Here is a 16,822-nt window from a genome sequence, read left to right as displayed (position 1 = left end):
ACCCACATGCAGGTGGCGCAGCCCGTCACGTTCGGGCACCACATGCTCGCCTACGTCGAAATGTTCGAGCGCGACCGCGAACGCCTGCTCGATCTGCGCTCCCGCGTGAACCGCAGCCCCTTGGGCGCCGCGGCCCTGGCCGGCACGACCTACCCGATCGACCGCGAAATGACCGCGTCGCTTCTCGGGTTCGAGGCCGTCTGCCAGAATTCGCTCGACGCCGTCTCCGACCGCGACTTCGCGATCGAATTCTGCGCCGCCGCGTCGCTCATCATGATGCACATCTCGCGCCTCTCCGAAGAGCTCGTGACGTGGATGAGCCAGCGCTTCGGCTTCATCAAGCTGCCGGACCGCTTCACGACCGGCTCTTCGATCATGCCGCAGAAGAAGAACCCGGACGTTCCCGAAACGGCCCGCGGCAAGTCCGGCCGCGTCTACGGCTCCTTGATCACGATGCTCACGCTCATGAAGGGCACGCCCCTTGCCTACAACAAGGACTTCCAGGAAGACAAGGAACCGGTGTTCGACGCGATCGATACGGTGAAGGATACGTTGCGCGCCTTCTGCGACATGATGGCCGGCGTCGAACCCCAGGCCGAAACGATGCACCGCGCCGCGCAGATGGGCTTCCCCACCGCGACCGACCTCGCGGACTATCTCGTGCGCCACGGCGTGCCCTTCCGCACCGCGCACGACATCGTGGGCCAGACGGTCCGCGCCGCGTCGGAGCGCGACTGCGGCCTTGAAGAGCTCCCGCTCGACGTGCTCCAGAGCTTCAGCTCCGTGATCGAAGCCGACGTCTACGACGTTTTGAAGCTCGAAGGCTCCGTCAACGCCCGCGACCACCTGGGCGGCACCGCCCCTAATCAGGTCCGCCGCCAGGTGGCCCGTTGGGAGGAGATCTTCGCCTCGCGCGCGACAAAGCACTAAAAATCTAAGGAACTTTCCTTAGGAGAAGGCCGTTCGAGTCGAATCGAACGGCCTTTTTACGTTCCGACCGCCGTTTATGCCTCATTCGCATGGCCAAAACGACAGGGGTTCGGGTTAAACTCGTCGGGACGTTTTCGAAAAGAGGCTCGATGGAGCCTCTGGAAAACGAACACCTCAGCACCGACATGCACGTTCGACACACGCTCCGCGACCTTCGCGGCACGACGACGCCCGTCGTCGATGCGCAAAGCGCCCTGCGCTTTGACGCCGCCGCCCTCGCCGGCTTCGCTCCCGCCGAAGCCGCACGAGCTCGCATGGGCGAGTCGTCCGTCGCCCGTGCCTGATCGAATCCTTCCTCTCTACGGCCGTCGGCCTCGCCCCGATTCCAACGTCTCCCCTGAAGCGCGAAGCGCTTCAGCCGCGGAGAACGCCGCCGGTCCGCATCCCGTCTGAACGCAAGTCTTTTTCCTCTGCTCTTCCTTCGTGAATCCGTCCGGCGGCCCCTTCAAACCGTTTTGACCGATTTCACAACCCTTCCGAAGGAAACGCCATGGAAAACTTCATCCACTCGCTCAACGACCTGATCTGGTCGCCCCCTCTCGTGGGTCTCTGTCTTTTGGCCGGGCTCTTCTTTTCGCTCCGAAGCCGCTTCGTGCAGCTCCGAATGATCCCGGAAATGTGGCGCCTGCTCTTCCAACGGAAGGAAGGCGAGATCGGGCTTTCGAGCTTCCAAGCGTTGACGCTCACGCTCGCGGGGCGCGTCGGCACCGGCAACATCGCGGGCGTCGCCACCGCGATCTGCTACGGGGGACCGGGCGCCCTCTTCTGGATGTGGACCGTGGCGTTCCTCGGCGCCTCCTCCGCCTTCGTCGAATCGACTCTGGGGCAGATCTACAAGGAGAAGATTGAAGGGCAGTACCGCGGCGGTCCGGCCTTCTACATCGAGAAGGGCCTCCGGAGCAAGGTCTACGCCTGGGCCTTCGCGATCGTGACGATTCTCGCCTCGACGATCTTCTGCCCCGGCGTGCAGAGCAACACGATTGCGGCCGCCTGGGAGGAGGCCTTCAACCTCGACGCGACGGTGAGCGCCGCGATCATTTCGTCCATTCTCTGCTTCGTGATCTTCGGGGGCTTGAAGCGCATCGCGCAGTTCACGAGCATCGTCGTTCCCTTCATGGCGCAGGCCTACATCTGCGTCGCGCTCATCATCGTCGGCGTCAACTGGCAGCAGATTCCCGACGTCTTCCACCTGATTCTCTCGAGCGCCTTCGGCACCGACCCGATTCTGGGCGGCCTTTTGGGGTCGGCGATCAGCTGGGGCGTGAAGCGCGGCATTTATTCCAACGAAGCCGGTCAGGGTACGGGCCCACACGGCTCTTCGGCCGCCGCGGTCTCGCACCCGGCGAAGCAGGGGCTCGTTCAGGCCTTCTCGGTCTACATCGACACGCTCTTCGTCTGCTCCGCGACGGGCTTCATGATCCTGATGACGGGCACCTACAACATCGTCGGGGCCGACGGCACGATGATCTACGAAGGTCTCAAAGGCGTTGAGGCGGGTCCGGTCTACACCCAAGCCGCCATCGATCAGCTGATGCCCGGCTGGGGCGGCCCCTTCATCGCCGTGACGATCTTCTTCTTCGCGTTCACGACGATCTTGGGCTACTACTACATGGCCGAAACGAACTGCGCGTACCTGAACCGCTACATCCGCCGTCCCTTCATCATGACGGTCCTCAAAGTGATCTTCCTGGGCACCGTGGCGTTCGGGACCTTGAAGGCCTCCACCCTCATTTGGACGATGGCGGACATCGGCGTCGGCACGATGGCGTGGCTCAACCTCATCGCGATCCTGCTCCTTCAGGGCCCCGCCTTCAAGGCGCTCCGCGACTACGAACGGCAGCGCCGCGAGGGGCTCAACCCGGTCTTCCACCCCGAACCCCTCGGCATCCGAGACGCGGACTACTGGGTGGGTGAGCGCGCCGAAAAGAACCTCGTCGTCGAATCCGAAGCCGGCGTCGACAACCTTGAGGGCCTGAAGAACACGAACGGCAACTGATCCCGGTGAAATGCGTTCGGGGCCTCCATGTTGAGGCCCCGAACGTTGAAGGGATCCGTCAGTAGATGAACCGCACGTGGGCGACGGCGCGCTGCTCACGGAGCTTTCCCGCCAACTCCTCCGTCTGCGCCGCCTCCATCGGAACGAAGACGAGACCTTCGGACGCTTTCGTGTGGAGCCTCAGGGCGATCTGCACGCCCTCCGTCCCGGCCTTGGCGTAGCCCGCACAGATCGACTTTACGTCCGTCAGCTCCTGCCGGGCGGCGTCGTCGCGCACCTCCACCTCCATGAACCGGCAGTGACCGACACGGAATTTGTCCACCGTCATCACGTCGTCGAGCGACACCGAGAGGCGCTTCGAGAATTCGTCGTAGCGGGCACGCCCCGTCACGCAGACGACGGCGTCGGGCGTCAGCTGCCGGCGGTACTTCGACCAGACTTCCCCGAAGCACATCAGGTCGACGACGGCGGTGCCGTCGTCGATCGTGACGATCCCCATGGGCCCGCGCTTGCTCTGCACCTGGCGGACCGACGAAATGATCCCGGCCATCTTGCTCGCCGCGCGGCCGCCCGGGACGATGTCCTTGAGGCTCTTCGGGGCGAAGCTTTTGAGCTCCTCCCGGTAGGCGTCGTAGAGGTGTCCCGAGAGCCAGTAGCCCAGAGCGGACTTCTCTTCGGCGAGCTTCCTGCGCATCGACCAGGCGGCGGCCGGGAGCCAGTTGACGATGCGGACGGTTTCGCCCGGCTCGTCGAAGAGGCTCCCCTGCCCTTCGCTTGCGCGGATCGTCTGGCTCGCGCGGATCGCCTGCTCCTTGTTCGCGTGGAGTTTGCCCCGGTCCGGGTCGATCGAATCGAAGGCGCCCGCGCGGATGAGGCCGTCCAAGAAGCGCCCGTTCATGCCGGGCACGCGCGCCGCGAAGTCGAAGATGTCGACGAAGGGGCCGCCCTTTTTGCGGGCCGCGACGATGTCGTCCGCTACGGTGCGCGCCATCCCCTTGATGCCGCCGAGGCCGAAGCGGATCGACTTTTCGTCGGGCGGAACGAAGAACCACTCGCTTTCGTTGACGTCCGGAGGCAGAAGCTTGACGCCGTTTTCCGCGGCGTCGTCGATCAACTTCTTGATCTTCTCCGACTGGTCCATCACCATGCAGAGGTTCGCCGCCATGAAGGCCGCGATGTGATGGGTCTTGAGGTACGCCGTCTGGTAGGCGACGTAGGAGTACGCGGCCGCGTGCGACTTGTTGAAGCCGTAGCCCGCGAACTTTTCCATCAAATTGAAGATCTCGGTGGCGGTCTCTTCCGAGACGCCGCGCTCGCCCGCGCCCTGCGTGAAGACCGCACGCTGGCGCTTCATCTCCTCGACGTTCTTCTTCCCCATGGCGCGGCGGAGCAGGTCGGCGCCGCCCAGCGAATAGCCGCCCACGACCTGCGCCACTCGCATCACCTGTTCCTGGTACACCATGATCCCGTAGGTTTCGGCCAAAACCGACTCCATGCGGGGGTCGAGGTACTCCACCTTCTCGCGGCCGAACTTTCGTGCGATGAAGGACGGGATGAGGTCCATCGGACCCGGACGGTATAGCGCGTTCAGGGCGACCAGGTCTTCGAGACGGTCGGGCTTGGCCTGCTTCAGAAGCGCGCGCATCCCTTCCGATTCGAACTGGAACACGGCTTCGGTGTTCGCGTTCTGAAAGAGCGCGTAGGTTTCGGCGTCGTCGACCGGAATGCGGTCGATGTCGAACTTGGCCTCGGGGTGGAGTTTGTCGATGTAGCTCACCGCACGGGTGATGATGGAGAGCGTCGTCAGGCCCAGGAAGTCGAACTTGACGAGCCCCACGTTTTCGACGTCCTTCTTGTCGAACTGGCAGACCGTGTTCTCGGGTTTCCCGTCGGGGTTGTAGAGGGGACAGAAGTCGGTCAAGCGCCCGGGGGCGATCAGCACGCCCCCTGCGTGCATGCCGAGGTTTCGCGTGAGGCCTTCCAAGGGCTTCGCCAGACGCAGAATCTCCCTGTACTCGTCGTCGCTCTCGACCGCTTCCTTGAATTCGGGGACGTCGCGTAGGGCGTCGTCCAAGGTGATGTTCTTCCCCGGCTGCTGCGGGATCAGCTTCGCCAGGGCGTCCGTCTTCATGTAGGGGACGTCCAAGGCGCGGCCCACGTCGCGCACGACCGCCTTGGCGCCCAAGGTGCCGAAGGTGACGATCTGGCTCACGGCCTCCGCGCCGTACGTGCGCTTCACGTAGTCGATCGTGCGGTCGCGGTTGTACTGGCAGAAGTCGACGTCGAAGTCGGGCATCGAAACGCGTTCCGGGTTGAGGAAGCGCTCGAAGAGCAGGTCGAAGTGAAGGGGATCCAGGTCCGTGATCCCGAGCGAGTACGCCACCAAGGAGCCGGCACCCGAGCCGCGGCCCGGACCCACCGGGATGCCATTCTTCTTCGACCAGTTGATGAAGTCCTGAACGATGAGGAAGTACCCCGGGAACTTCATCCCCTTGATGATGCCGAGCTCGTACGTGAGACGCTCCTCGTAGGCGGGGCGCTTTTCGTTCCTCACCTTCTCGTCCGGGTAGAGGAATTCCAGGCGCCGCTCCAAACCCTGGTGCGAGAGCAGATCAATGTAGTCGTCGAGGCTCATGCCGTCCGGCGTGGGGAAGAGCGGCAGCTGAGGCTTCGAGAGGACGCCGTCCAGATTGCAGCGCTTCGCGATTTCGACCGAATTCGCGACCGCCGCGGGCATGTCCGCGAAGAGTTCGATCATCTCCTCTTCGGTCTTCAAATACTGCTCGGGCGAATAGCGCTTGGTGCGGCGCGGGTCCTGGAGCGTATAGCCTTCGGCGATCGAGGTGCGCACTTCGTGCGCTTCAAAGTCTTCCGGATCGAGGAACTGCACGGGATGCGTCGCCACGACGGCGATGCCGTGCTCGACGGCGAGGTTCGCCAACCTCGCCGTCGCGAGGTCGTCGCCGTGCCTGCCGGCACGCTGCACCTCGACGTAGAAGCGGTCGCCGAAAATGCGCTTCCAACGCTGCGCCGCCTCGTCGGCGAGCTTCCAACGCTTGTTCAGAAGCAGCGCCCCGAGTTCGCCTTCGGCGCCGCCCGAAAGGGCGATCAGACCCGCGTCGCCCCCCTTTTCAAACCACTTCGGATCGATCTGGCCGCGAAAGGCGTCGTCGTCCGTCAGAAACGCCTTGGTGAGGAGCACCGAGAGCGAGTGGTAGCCCTCGCGGTTCATGCAGAGGACGCCCATGCGGTAGGGCTTCGCCGCGTCGTTCCCGTTGCGGATCTTGAGGTCGCACCCAAGGATGGGCTTCAAGCCGGCGGCAAGGGCATGCGTATAGAAGCGAAGGCCCCCGAAGATGTTCATCAGGTCGGTCAACGCCAGCGCCCCGCCGCCTCGCTCCATCATCTTGTGAATCGCCGGGTCGATGCGGACGATCCCGTCCGTGACGGAGTATTCCGAATGAAGTCGAAGATGAACGAATTTGGGTTCGGCCATGGTCGGCACACTCCTCTCGTGGGCGGGATCTTCTCGTGGCGGTGAGTCTGGGACGCTCGCGGCGCCGACAAGCCCGGGGCCTTACTCCCCGAGCACTTCCGTGCGGATCGACTCGTCGGTGAAGCGCACGCGTTTCGCCAAACTAGCACTCAACGCCGCACGCTTCAAGTCGGCGTGAAGGAGCACCGCATGCACTTCGGGGTGGGCTTTGAGAAAGGCCGTGCCCTTCTCCCAGCCCATCGCGAAGATCGCGGTGCAGAGGGCGTCGGCCATCGCGCCGTCATGGTCGACGATCGTGACGCTGGAAATATCGGTCAAGGCGGGCTTCCCCGTCTTCGGGTCCAGAATGTGCCCGTAGCGCTTCCCGTCCTTTTCGAGGTAGCGCTCGTAGGCGCCCGACGTGATCACGCTCTCGTCCGTCGCCTCGACGACCGCGAAATAGGCGCCGCGGTCCGTGTCGGGGCGCTGAAGCCCCACGCGCCAGGGCGCCTCGGCCGTCTTGCCGTTCAGCGCCACGACGTTTCCGCCCAGATCAAGGAGCGCGCGCGGCGCACCCGCCGCGCGGAGCTCTTCGGCGATCTTCTCGCCGATGTAGCCCTTGGCGATCCCGCCCATGTCGAGGAACTGACCCGGGTCGATCTGAACGTAATGGCGGCCCTTTTCCTCCGTCACGCGCACGCGCGAAACGTCAACCTTGGCGACCGCCGCGGCGATCGCATCGTCGGAGGGCACCTCGTCGCCTCCGAACCCGATCTTCCAGACGTTGACGACGGGACCGATCGTCGGGTCGAACGCGCCCCCCGAGAGCTTCGTCGCCTCCACGGCGCGAAGCGTCATCTCGGCGATCTCAGGCGTCACCTCGACCTTCTCGCCCGCGCGGCGGTTCACTTCGTTCAAAGGCGTCGCCTCGTGCACGCTCATCATCTTGTCGAAGCGTTCGACCTCGGCTTCAACGAGCGAGGCGTAGCGCTTCGCGTCTTCCGCCGTGCGGCCGTAGACCTTCGAGGAAATGACGGTCCCCATGTGGAGGCTCGTCCAGGAGAGCACGTATTCGTCGCCCGCGTCCGCAGCGGCGGCGGGAAGCGCAAAAAGCGCACAGCAGGTGAGGGCTAGGGAAGAACGGACGAAGGCATTCCAGATGCGCATGAAGGCGTCTCCGTGGGGGTGAAGGACCGTTGGCGGTCGCCGTCGGGAGGAAGGGAAACTTGGGGTGGGAAGCCCCGAGCGGAAAAGAAAGAAACGAAAGAAAAGGGAGAGGGGCTCAGGAACCCTTCTCCCTTCAGGCTTCTCGGATGCGGCGGAAGCGCCGCATCCCAAGATCCAAGACTTACTGAGCCTTGGAGAGCGCGTCCTGGACGGCAGCCTTGATGCCCTGGCTCGAGAGCGTGGCGCCGCCGACGTCGTCGACGCCTTCAACGCCGTTCTTCTTGACGATTTCGGGGAGCATCGTTTCGATCGGCGCAGCGATGATCATTTCGGTTTCACCGTGCTTGACGACCTTCACGTCGGCGATCTTGCCGCCCTTGACGTCGACCTGAACCTGAATCATGGATTCGCGGCCCTTGCCTTCGCCCGTGTACGTACCGTCCTTGTAGGCGGCCTGAGCGGCACCGACGGCCATCACGGCGGCAGCGGCGACAACGATGAGCTTCTTCATAGCGATGTTTTCCATTAAAGAGTGGATGTGGTCAACCGGACGTTCCTCTTCGAGCCCCAAGGGCGAAAACGCAGTCGTCCGGGTTTTTCCGATCGGAGACGATCATAGCACAGGGCGCGGGACCGCTTTCGGCGGAGGACGCGCCATTTGCAAGCGCATGCAAGCGCCACACCGGGCCTTTCCGCCGGTCCCTTACTCCAGGCGGAATTCCTTCTTGATCGTCTCGATCAAAAGGCGCGCGATCTTGTCCGAGGTGCTCGAATTGTGGCCTTCGAGATTCATCTGGATGAGGCAGTCGAGAACGCGTTCGCGCAGTTGCGAGGAGCTCACGCCCTCGGTGCGCGGGAAAATGATGAGACGCTCGGGCGGAATGTCGTTCGAGTTGTCGTGACCGTGCACGAGCTTCTCGCAGCGGTGCTTGTCGAGAAACGCTTCGTCCAACATCCAGGGGCTCGGCACCACCTCGTCGACCCAGCGGAGGGACTCGAGGATTTCCTTCCGTTCTTTGAAGTTGAGCTCCGGCACGTAGCCCTTCTTCGTGCGGACTTCCTCGTCGGTCGTGAGCGCCACGACGACGGTGCCGAGTTCCGACGCCTTTTTGAGCAGGCGCACGTGGCCGTGGTGGATGAGCGTGGCCGACATGTCGACCATGATGCGGGGACGTTCAGTCATGATGATCCTTGGAGGCTCTCTTGGTGCTGATTGGTTTGAAGGCCGCGCCTCGCGGCGCGGCCTTCCTGCTTTCTTACTTCTTCCAGGTGTCCTTGAGGCCCACCGAGAGGTTGAAGACCGGTGCGCCGGGCTTGTGGTCCACGCGGTCCGCGACGAAGTAGCCGTTGCGTTCGAACTGGAACTTGTCGTCGGGCGCAACGTTCGCCAAAGCGGGTTCCACGAAGGCGTTCAGCACCACCTTCGAATTGGGCGTGAGCTTCTCGAGGAAGTTCCCTTCGCCCGCATCCGGATGCGCTTCGCAGAAGAGACGGTCGTAGACGCGGACTTCCGCCGGAACGGCCGTCTTCGCGTCGAGCCAGTGGATGGTCGCCTTGGTCTTCACCGACATCGAGCCTTCCGTGCCGGACTTCGTCTCGGGCAGGTACTCGGCATGGACCGCGACGACGCGGCCCTCGGCATCCTTCTCGACCGAGGTGGGCACGATGACGTAGCCGTAGCGAAGACGCACGGGCTTCGCGGGTGTGCCGTCCGCGGGGATCGTCAGGCGGCGGAAGCCTTTGGGCGGCACTTCGGCGAAGTCGCTCTCTTCGATCCAGAGCTCCTTCGAGAAGGTGATCGTGCGGGTACCCATCTCGGGTTTTTGCGGATGATTGTCCGCCACGAGCGTTTCCGACTCGCCTTCCGGATAGTTGTCGATGATGAGCTTCAGGGGGCGGAGCACCGCGATGCGGCGCGCCGCACGTTCTTCAAGGTCTTCGCGAAGCGACTGCTCCAGAACCGAATAGTCGATCCACCCGCCCGCGACGCGCGAGACGCCGCAACGCTCGGCAAAGCGTTGGATGCTCTCCGGCGTGTAGCCGCGGCGGCGCAGACCGACGATCGTCGGCATGCGCGGATCGTCCCAACCGTCCACGTGGCCTTCGGTGACGAGTTGAATGAGCTTGCGCTTGCTCACCACGACGTACGTGAGATTGAGGCGGTTGAATTCGTACTGGTGCGAGAGCAGGAAGAAGTTCGGACGGACGACGTCCAACGCGGCCTGCAGGATCGGCGTGAAGTTTTCGGGGAAGCGGTTCAAGAGCGCGAACACCTGCAGTACCGACTGATCGTTCATGTCGGGAATGCCGTTCTGATTCCACGCGGCGAGAATCCCCGCCATCTGACGTTCCGGCGCGCTCTGACCGAGCTTCGCCGCGGAAGCAGCGAGCTTCCGGATGAAGGCTTCCGCGCGGTCGTTCATGCCGGCCGCCATCTGCGCGACCACCTGACGGGCTTCCTCGTACTGCGGAGCGCGCAGCACCGGGATGATGCGCTCCAAGGCCCAGTCGTAGAAGGCGCGCTGATCTTCGAATTCGAGCGTGCAGATCGAGTGCGTGATGTTCTCGAGCGAATCCTCGATCGGGTGCGCGTACGTGTACATCGGGTAGATGCACCACTTGTCGCCCGTCGCATGGTGTTCCGCAAAGCGGATGCGGTAGATCGCCGGATCGCGCAGGTTGATGTTGGGACTCGCCATGTCGATCTTGGCGCGAAGCACCATGGAGCCTTCCGGGTGCTTGCCAGCGCGCATCTCGCGGAAGAGCCGGAGGCTCTCGTCCGCAGGACGGTTGCGGTAGGGCGAATCGACGCCGGGCTCCTTCAGGGTGCCGCGGTTTTCGCGCATTTCGTCCGCGGTCTGCTCGTCGACGTAGGCGTAGCCCGTCTTGATGAGGTGTTCCGCAAAGCGGTACATGTCCTCAAAGTAGGAGCTCGCGAAGTAGAGGTTCTTCTCTTCGCCGTGCTCCCAGCTGAAGCCCAACCACTTCACGCTGTCCAAAATGCCGTCGACGTACTCCTGGTCTTCCTTCACCGGGTTCGTGTCGTCGAAGCGCATGTGGCAGTAGCCGCCGTAGTCGCGGGCCAGACCGAAATTGAGGCAGATGCTCTTCGCGTGACCGATGTGGAGGTAGCCGTTCGGTTCCGGCGGGAAGCGCGTGCGGATCTTCGCCACGTCGGGCGAACCCTTGTCCTGCTGCTCGCTGTAGGGGGCGGGATGCCCGCACCAGTAGCGGGGCAGGTTGACGCCGTTGGCCAAATCGTCTTCGATCAGGTTTCGGAGAAAGTTGGTCGTCGCGGGCTCCTTGGCCTGCGTTTCCGTGTTGTCGCTCATCAGTGAAGGGTCCGAAGAGAAGTTGTGCTTGGGTCGCCGTCTGCATGCCGACGAGGGTCGGCCGAGGAGACGATGCCGTCCCTGCAACAGAGATCCGCTCATTCTATCAGGCACGGCGCCTGCGAAGACGCCTCTACAATGGTGGGAATGAAGCGCCCTTCCGGCGTCCCTCCCACCTTCACTCCGCACCCATGGACCGGATCAGCATCGTTTTCTGCAGCGACGACAACTTCGCGCAACACTCCGCGGTGACCATGCGCTCGATCGTCGAGCACTGCTCCCGCCCCGCCGACATCGACTTCTACTACATCCATGACGGGATTTCGGAAGAAAAGCAGGTGCGGCTGCGCCGCACCATTGAAGAGTTCGGCGCGACGCTCACTTTCCTGACGCCCGACGTCTCCGTCTTCAAGGATGCGTTCATCAACCACTACTACTCGCTCGCCTCCTACTTCCGGCTGTTGGTACCTTCGTGCCTTCCGCAGGAAGTTCACCGCTGCATCTACCTCGACGGAGACATGGTCGTGGACGGCGATGTGGCGGAGCTGTGGGCGACGGATCTGGAGGGACGTCCCCTCGGCGCCGTGCCCGACCTCGGCGTCGTGCTTTCGCCCAAACGGACGCAAAGCAAGGCGAAGGAACTCGGAATTCCTTCCGAATCGGGCTATTTCAACGCGGGACTTCTGCTCATCGACCTAGATGCTTGGCGCCGTGAGCGTTACGCGGACCAAGCGGCCGAACTGGCGTTGAGCCGTCCGCTCAAGAGCCACGACCAGGACGCCCTCAACGCCGTCTTTACGGGCCGGTGGACGCCCATCGATTTCCGTTGGAACAAGATGCCCGCCGTCTACGGCTTCAGCATGAAGCTGCTCCTTCACGCCGGAAAGTATCGAAAGGCCATTGAAGCGAGGAAGCGTCCGGGGATCCTCCACTACGCGAGCCGTCACAAACCCTGGAAGGCGCGGGAAACGGAAGGTTTCAGCACCCCGTACTATGACGTGCTGCGCCGGACGGCATTCGCCGACTGCGCCGTCACCTCGGACGCCCCGGCGGCCAAGTCCGAACGCTTGAGGATTGCGCTCGGACGCGTGCTCTACATTCCCTTTGAGTCGTCTAGGTAAAGCCTCGACGACGCTTGAGACTTTCGGTATGGGCCCGGATCTTCCGGGCCCGTTTTTCAATCTGCGGCAGAAGGCGGCGGACTTCTTCCCGATCAATCCGACCACCGTGATAGGCGCGCAGGAACCGGAAGAAGTCCAAACGCGTCAGGCCGATTCCGGAGGCAGACGTATAAAGCGCCCCCAAGTCCTTGTCCAACCAACGTGTTGGAACCTTGTCGCGGATTTGAGCGCGGTGAAGATCGATCACGTGAAGCGTGTCGGTCTCACGGTTCCACAAAAAGTGGCAGAGATAGCAGTCCCGATGGTTGAGACCGGATCGGTGCATGCCGGAAACGGAATCCGCCACCAAGTCGATCAGGTGGCGCTTGAGCTTCAGATTCGGCGGATTCGTGAGCCAGTCACCGACGAGGTCTGAGAGGCACTCGCAACCGACGAGCTCCTCCGTGATCAGGAACGACTCCTGCCAAAAGGGTTCGATGCCGCGCTCGCCGAAAGCCGCCGTCGTCATCGTCCCGACGCCGTGCCTGCGCAGATGCTCCACGGCCTCCCACTCGTCGCGGGCCCCCACCACCGGCCAACGGAGGCAGACGATGTTCTTCAGGAATTCACCGATGGAAAGACCTCGGTGATACTTCACGAAAAAGCCCTGCCCCTCCAACTCAAATCGGGCGGTAAAGCGCTGATCAACGGAGCGGTAGACGTTCTCCCGCAACGTCCTCACATGGGCAAAAAGGGCGCTCTCGTCCGTCCAACGCTGAAAGAGGCCGTGCGTAACGATCATGACGCCTTCTCCTCAACGACGTCGCCGAGCCAACGCAGCCCGTCTTCGAGTGCCGAAGACGAAATCGCCGACACCGGCACGACCTTGCCCGGAAGGGATTCGTCGGGCTTGACCACCATCGCCTTTTCAGAGCGGGGCGCCCAAGTTTCGGACATGGCATAAGCGGGGAAATAGTCCCGCTCCTTGCCGCAAAAGAGCGCCAACACCGGCTTCTCAAACGCCGCCGCCACATGCACCATGGACGTGTCGGGGGTAATGACGGCGACGGTCTCTTTCAGCAGCGAAGCGGCCTCCCCAAAGGAATCGGGGCGAATCCGCCGAACCCAGGCGTCCTCCTCCAACTCAACGTCATCCGAGACGTAAAAGAGTCCGCAAAGCTTCCTCTCCTTCCTGAACCACGCCGCCAACTGAGCGATCTGATCCGCCGACAAGCAACGATCATCCTGGCTCGCAAGCGTGTTGACGTAGACGGCCCTGAACTCCAACGGGGCGTGTTCCGGTACGTCAAACACCGGCCGGATAGGTTCGACGTCCTCACTCCCCAACACGTACGCACGCACCAACCCCAAACGCTCGCCGACATGAGCGAAACGCGAGATGTCGATGAAGTCGTGAAAGACGTTGAGTTCCCTGCCGTATTCCGAGCAGGTCGCCGTGAAGGCACGAAGGGCCTTGAGCCACGGCATGCGAAGGGGAAAGGTATGCGTGTGGTTGTAGTCGAGGTCAACCACCATGTCGAAGCTCTCGGCCAAACACGCTTCTCGGTCGGCCTCGGACTCCAGCGAATAGGTCGCCTTGAGCGCTCCGTTCGTTCGGAAGACGGAGAGCATCTTTTCCCGCGCAGCGACCGAGACCTCCAGACCATCGCACGCCAGCGCAGAGAGCAGACCGTTCGTGTAGACCGCGTCACCGAATCCCGGAAAGGCGTCGATGACCAAGAGTCGCTTGACGCTGTCGGGGCGAGTCAAAGGATGCCTTTGCGGCAGATCCTCCTTCTTGACGACGCGAAGCCTCTTCCAAAACAAGCGTCGGCGGTTGAGCGCCTTGAGCCAAGACATCATGCCGAGGTCTCCGCCTTATTCTCGCCCAGACGAAGAATCAGCGAGGACGTATCCGCCCGACCGCCGCCCATCTTCTGAACCTCAGCATAGAATTCGTCGACCATCTTGACCAACGGCAGTTGAGCGCCGTTGCGGGCCGCCTCATCCATGGCGATCCCCAAGTCCTTCCGCATCCAATCGACGGCGAAGCCGAAATCGAACTTCCGCTCCACCATCGTGTCGCCGCGGTTCACCATCTGCCAGGAGGACGCCGCGCCGCCTGCGAGGGCGCCGAGCACCTTCGGCATGTTGAGTCCGGCATGTTCACCGAAGGCGATCCCTTCGGCGAGCGCCTCGACGCAACCCGCGATGCAGATCTGGTTCACCATCTTGGCGAGCTGTCCGGAACCCACAGGCCCCAAGTGCGTCACGTTGGCCGAATAGGCCTCCACAATTTGGCGCCCCAAATGGAAGGGCATCTCGTCTCCACCGCAAAGCACGGTCAGGATGCCCTTCTGCGCGCCGGCTTCGCCCCCAGAGACGGGCGCATCGACAAAGCCCAACCCGAGCTCCGCGGCCTTCGCCGCCAACTCGCGCGCCACGACGGCGCTCGCCGTCGTGTGGTCCCACAGCACGGCGCCCTTCGACATCCCGGCGAAGGCGCCGTCAGGCCCCAACACGACGCTCCGGAGGTCGTCGTCGTTGCCGACGCAGGTGAAGACGAACTTCGCGCCCACGGCGGCTTCGCGCGGCGTCGGCGCCATGCGTCCGCCGTAGGTCTTCACCCAACGTTCGGCCTTTTCCGTCGTGCGGTTGTAGACGCAGACGTCGTGCCCGGCACGCTTCAGGTGTCCGGCCATGGGGAAACCCATCGTGCCGAGGCCGATGAAGGCCACTTTGGCGGGTGCGACGTTGGGGTAGATTTTTTCGTTCATCTTCAAAAGCTCCTGCGTGGAAGCAGACCTCAAAGTCCGCTTCCACGATGAGGACGGTTCATCGGCCTGCGGCCTTGTTCTTCTCCAACGCGATCTTCACGACCTTGCGGGCGAGCGCCGCCGTCGGGTCGATCATCATCACGCTCTTCCCTGCGACCGGGAACGCATCCGACTCATCGAGAATGAGCGGAAGTTCGGTGCACCCCAGAATCAGGCAGTTGCAGTCGTAGGTGCGCACCAGGTATTCGACGCCCGACATCAGGTCGTCGCGGCAGACGCCGTCGGTGAAGCCCGCCTTGGCACCCTCGGGTCCGTAGATCGCCGCCATGACGCGGTCCTGACGCTCCTCGTCGGGCACGAACATCGGCAACCCCATCGCCTCCGCCTTCTCGGCATAGATCCGGGACTGAACCGTACCGCGGGTGGCAAGGAGCCCGATGCGGGCGTCCTTGCCCAACTTCGCCTGAATTTCTTCGAGCGCCGCCTTCTGCATGTTGATGCAGGGAATCGACAGATGCCGCTCAACAAAGGGCATGAAGGCGTGCGCCGTGTTGCAGGGCACGATGACGGCGTCGCAACCGTCCGCCTCCAGCTTCATCGCCATGCCGTAGAGCGCGAAGGTCGGGTCGTCGCCCTGCCCCAAAAGGCAGGCGGTGCGGTCCGGGGTCTGCGGGTTCTGTTCGACGACGAGCTTGATGTGTTCCTGGTCGGTTTTGGCCGGGGTCGCCTTCACGATCTTGTCGTAGAGGTCCACCGTCGCGGCGGGCCCCAAGCCCCCGATCAGCCCCACCTTGAAGGGTTTGCCAAGACGCGCCAAGGGCTTCGTGACGGCGCGAAGCGCCGTATCGGCGAGAATATCGAGAACGGGAAGGCCCTCTTCTTTGAGCACGTTTGCAAAGCGGGCCATCTGCGTGCAGGCCGGGACCAAGAGATCCGCGCCAGCAGTCACCAACGCCAGCGCCGCGGCGACGAAGCGCTCACGGTGCTCGTCCGTCATCCCCTGACGGCGAAGCCCCGTTTCGGCGTTCTGGAGTTGACGGAACGATTCCATGACGGCTTCGGGCGTCGGCACGACGGAAGACCCTTCGGCCGCACGCGAGAGCACGAAGTCCGCGCTCACCGCATAGCCAAGAACGCCGATCCGGCGGGGGCCCAGGGCCGCGAGGCCGTCGTAGATCGAGACGACCGGGACTTCCAACTCCGCCTGCAGTTCACGGCGCACCGGATCGATGCGCACGTCGGGCACGATCACTTCGTCACAACCCATGGCCTGAAGGGCCCACGTTTGGCGAAGCGCCGCGATGCGGCGGTCCGCCTCCATGGTCTTTTTGTCGGTGGCGTCCTGGCGCAGCTCCTCATCGGTCGAGAGCACCTCGATGCGCACGCCCGCACGGGCCGCAACGCCCAAAAGTTCCGCCTTCATCACCGCGGCCGCCGTCGGGTTGACGCCCGCCGTCACGCCGATCCTCAAAACTTTATCCGACATGAAATCCTCTCCAATGTGCTTCGCCCGCCATAAGGTTGGTCCGCGGGCGGATACGGTTCGTTCGTGCTCACTTTAGCACCGACCCCGAGTCGACCCCATCGAATCTTTCCCGACGTCGGAAGGCTTCTCACGAGCAGGCCGCACCCACGCGCTCGCCCCAGTCGTAGAGCGCTTCGAAAATCATCTGTCGGCGCTCGTCCTCCATGTCACCCTCGGCCTGGAGTTCGTCGATCTCTTCGAAATACCGGTCGACCGTCAGGCTGCCGGCGGCACCCTCCAAGAGCCTCGCGGCGCAGTGGCGCCGCCAGGCGTCCTGCTCGTCCGCGGTGAGCGTCTCCGGCCAACTGCGGGCGCGAAAGCGAAAGAGCATCTCCGTGAAACGCTCGTCATCAAAGACGATCCGCGGGGCCGAAGCGGCCAATTGCTCGGGCGTGGCGCGGCGGATTTCCGTGAAGCGCTTCTTGTCGCCGGCGGACGTGAAGCCGCCGTCGTAGAGCGC

The 16,822-nt window shown here is 63.3% G+C and carries 13 protein-coding genes and 1 pseudogene; 4 read left to right on the top strand and 10 right to left on the bottom strand.

Translation table 11 applies throughout. The annotated features are described in order from the left end of the window. The 3 genes from argH to HMPREF9440_RS06980 all read left to right on the top strand — a co-directional run. Window positions 1–930: argininosuccinate lyase (argH, locus tag HMPREF9440_RS12050; RefSeq protein WP_040764571.1), on the top strand; the 930-nt coding region annotated here is incomplete at its 5' end. A 149-nt stretch (window positions 931–1,079) separates the two neighbouring features. Beyond that, entirely contained in the window at window positions 1,080–1,274 is a 195-nt protein-coding gene (locus HMPREF9440_RS06985) for a hypothetical protein (protein WP_008542803.1), read from the top strand. 206 nt (window positions 1,275–1,480) lie between these two features. Then, window positions 1,481–2,986, top strand: coding sequence for an alanine/glycine:cation symporter family protein (locus HMPREF9440_RS06980; RefSeq protein ID WP_008542802.1), 1,506 nt, complete (start codon window positions 1,481–1,483; stop codon window positions 2,984–2,986). Between the two features lie 58 nt (window positions 2,987–3,044). Here the strand turns inward: HMPREF9440_RS06980 and dnaE are convergent, their stop codons facing one another. The 5 genes from dnaE to HMPREF9440_RS06955 all read right to left on the bottom strand — a co-directional run bounded on the left by dnaE (window position 3,045) and on the right by HMPREF9440_RS06955 (window position 10,960). After that, a complete protein-coding gene (gene dnaE, locus HMPREF9440_RS06975; protein ID WP_008542801.1) occupies window positions 3,045–6,482 on the bottom strand; it encodes a DNA polymerase III subunit alpha in 3,438 nt (1,145 codons plus the stop codon). An 81-nt stretch (window positions 6,483–6,563) separates the two neighbouring features. Next, window positions 6,564–7,628: an FAD:protein FMN transferase gene (locus tag HMPREF9440_RS06970; RefSeq protein ID WP_008542800.1), complete on the bottom strand. Its 1,065-nt coding sequence runs from the start codon at window positions 7,626–7,628 to the stop codon at window positions 6,564–6,566. Between the two features lie 181 nt (window positions 7,629–7,809). After that, window positions 7,810–8,139, bottom strand: coding sequence for an FMN-binding protein (locus HMPREF9440_RS06965; RefSeq protein WP_040764569.1), 330 nt, complete (start codon window positions 8,137–8,139; stop codon window positions 7,810–7,812). 192 nt (window positions 8,140–8,331) lie between these two features. After that, a complete protein-coding gene (locus tag HMPREF9440_RS06960; RefSeq protein ID WP_008542798.1) occupies window positions 8,332–8,811 on the bottom strand; it encodes an adenylyltransferase/cytidyltransferase family protein in 480 nt (159 codons plus the stop codon). Between the two features lie 73 nt (window positions 8,812–8,884). Beyond that, the gene (locus tag HMPREF9440_RS06955) at window positions 8,885–10,960 is read right to left on the bottom strand and encodes a glutamine--tRNA ligase (RefSeq protein WP_008542797.1); all 2,076 of its coding nucleotides are present in this window, start codon (window positions 10,958–10,960) and stop codon (window positions 8,885–8,887) included. 191 nt (window positions 10,961–11,151) lie between these two features. Between HMPREF9440_RS06955 and HMPREF9440_RS06950 the strand changes: the two genes are divergently transcribed. Beyond that, window positions 11,152–12,081, top strand: coding sequence for a glycosyltransferase family 8 protein (locus HMPREF9440_RS06950; RefSeq protein ID WP_008542795.1), 930 nt, complete (start codon window positions 11,152–11,154; stop codon window positions 12,079–12,081). Here HMPREF9440_RS06950 and rfaP read toward each other — a convergent pair. The 5 genes and pseudogenes from rfaP to HMPREF9440_RS12045 form a co-directional block, all read right to left on the bottom strand. Next, window positions 12,074–12,862, bottom strand: coding sequence for a lipopolysaccharide core heptose(I) kinase RfaP (gene rfaP / locus HMPREF9440_RS06945; RefSeq protein ID WP_008542794.1), 789 nt, complete (start codon window positions 12,860–12,862; stop codon window positions 12,074–12,076). The genes HMPREF9440_RS06950 and rfaP overlap by 8 nt on opposite strands. Next, window positions 12,859–13,923 carry a glycosyltransferase family 9 protein gene (locus tag HMPREF9440_RS06940; RefSeq protein ID WP_008542792.1) on the bottom strand — a complete coding sequence of 355 codons (1,065 nt, stop codon included), beginning with the start codon at window positions 13,921–13,923 and terminating at the stop codon, window positions 12,859–12,861. Before HMPREF9440_RS06940 ends, rfaP begins: the two co-directional genes overlap by 4 nt. Continuing rightward, a complete protein-coding gene (locus tag HMPREF9440_RS06935) occupies window positions 13,920–14,837 on the bottom strand; it encodes an NAD(P)-dependent oxidoreductase (RefSeq protein WP_008542790.1) in 918 nt (305 codons plus the stop codon). Before HMPREF9440_RS06935 ends, HMPREF9440_RS06940 begins: the two co-directional genes overlap by 4 nt. Window positions 14,838–14,895: 58 nt before the next feature. Next, window positions 14,896–16,323: a cysteate racemase gene (cuyB, locus tag HMPREF9440_RS06930; RefSeq protein ID WP_008542788.1), complete on the bottom strand. Its 1,428-nt coding sequence runs from the start codon at window positions 16,321–16,323 to the stop codon at window positions 14,896–14,898. 127 nt (window positions 16,324–16,450) lie between these two features. Further along, window positions 16,451–16,822: pseudogene (locus HMPREF9440_RS12045) on the bottom strand (exodeoxyribonuclease I); the annotation flags it as partial.

Source organism: Sutterella parvirubra YIT 11816, from assembly GCF_000250875.1.
Lineage (GTDB): Bacteria > Pseudomonadota > Gammaproteobacteria > Burkholderiales > Burkholderiaceae_F > Sutterella > Sutterella parvirubra.
The sequence above is the reverse complement of the archived record's forward strand: the minus strand, read 5'-3'. Positions and strand labels throughout refer to the sequence as shown.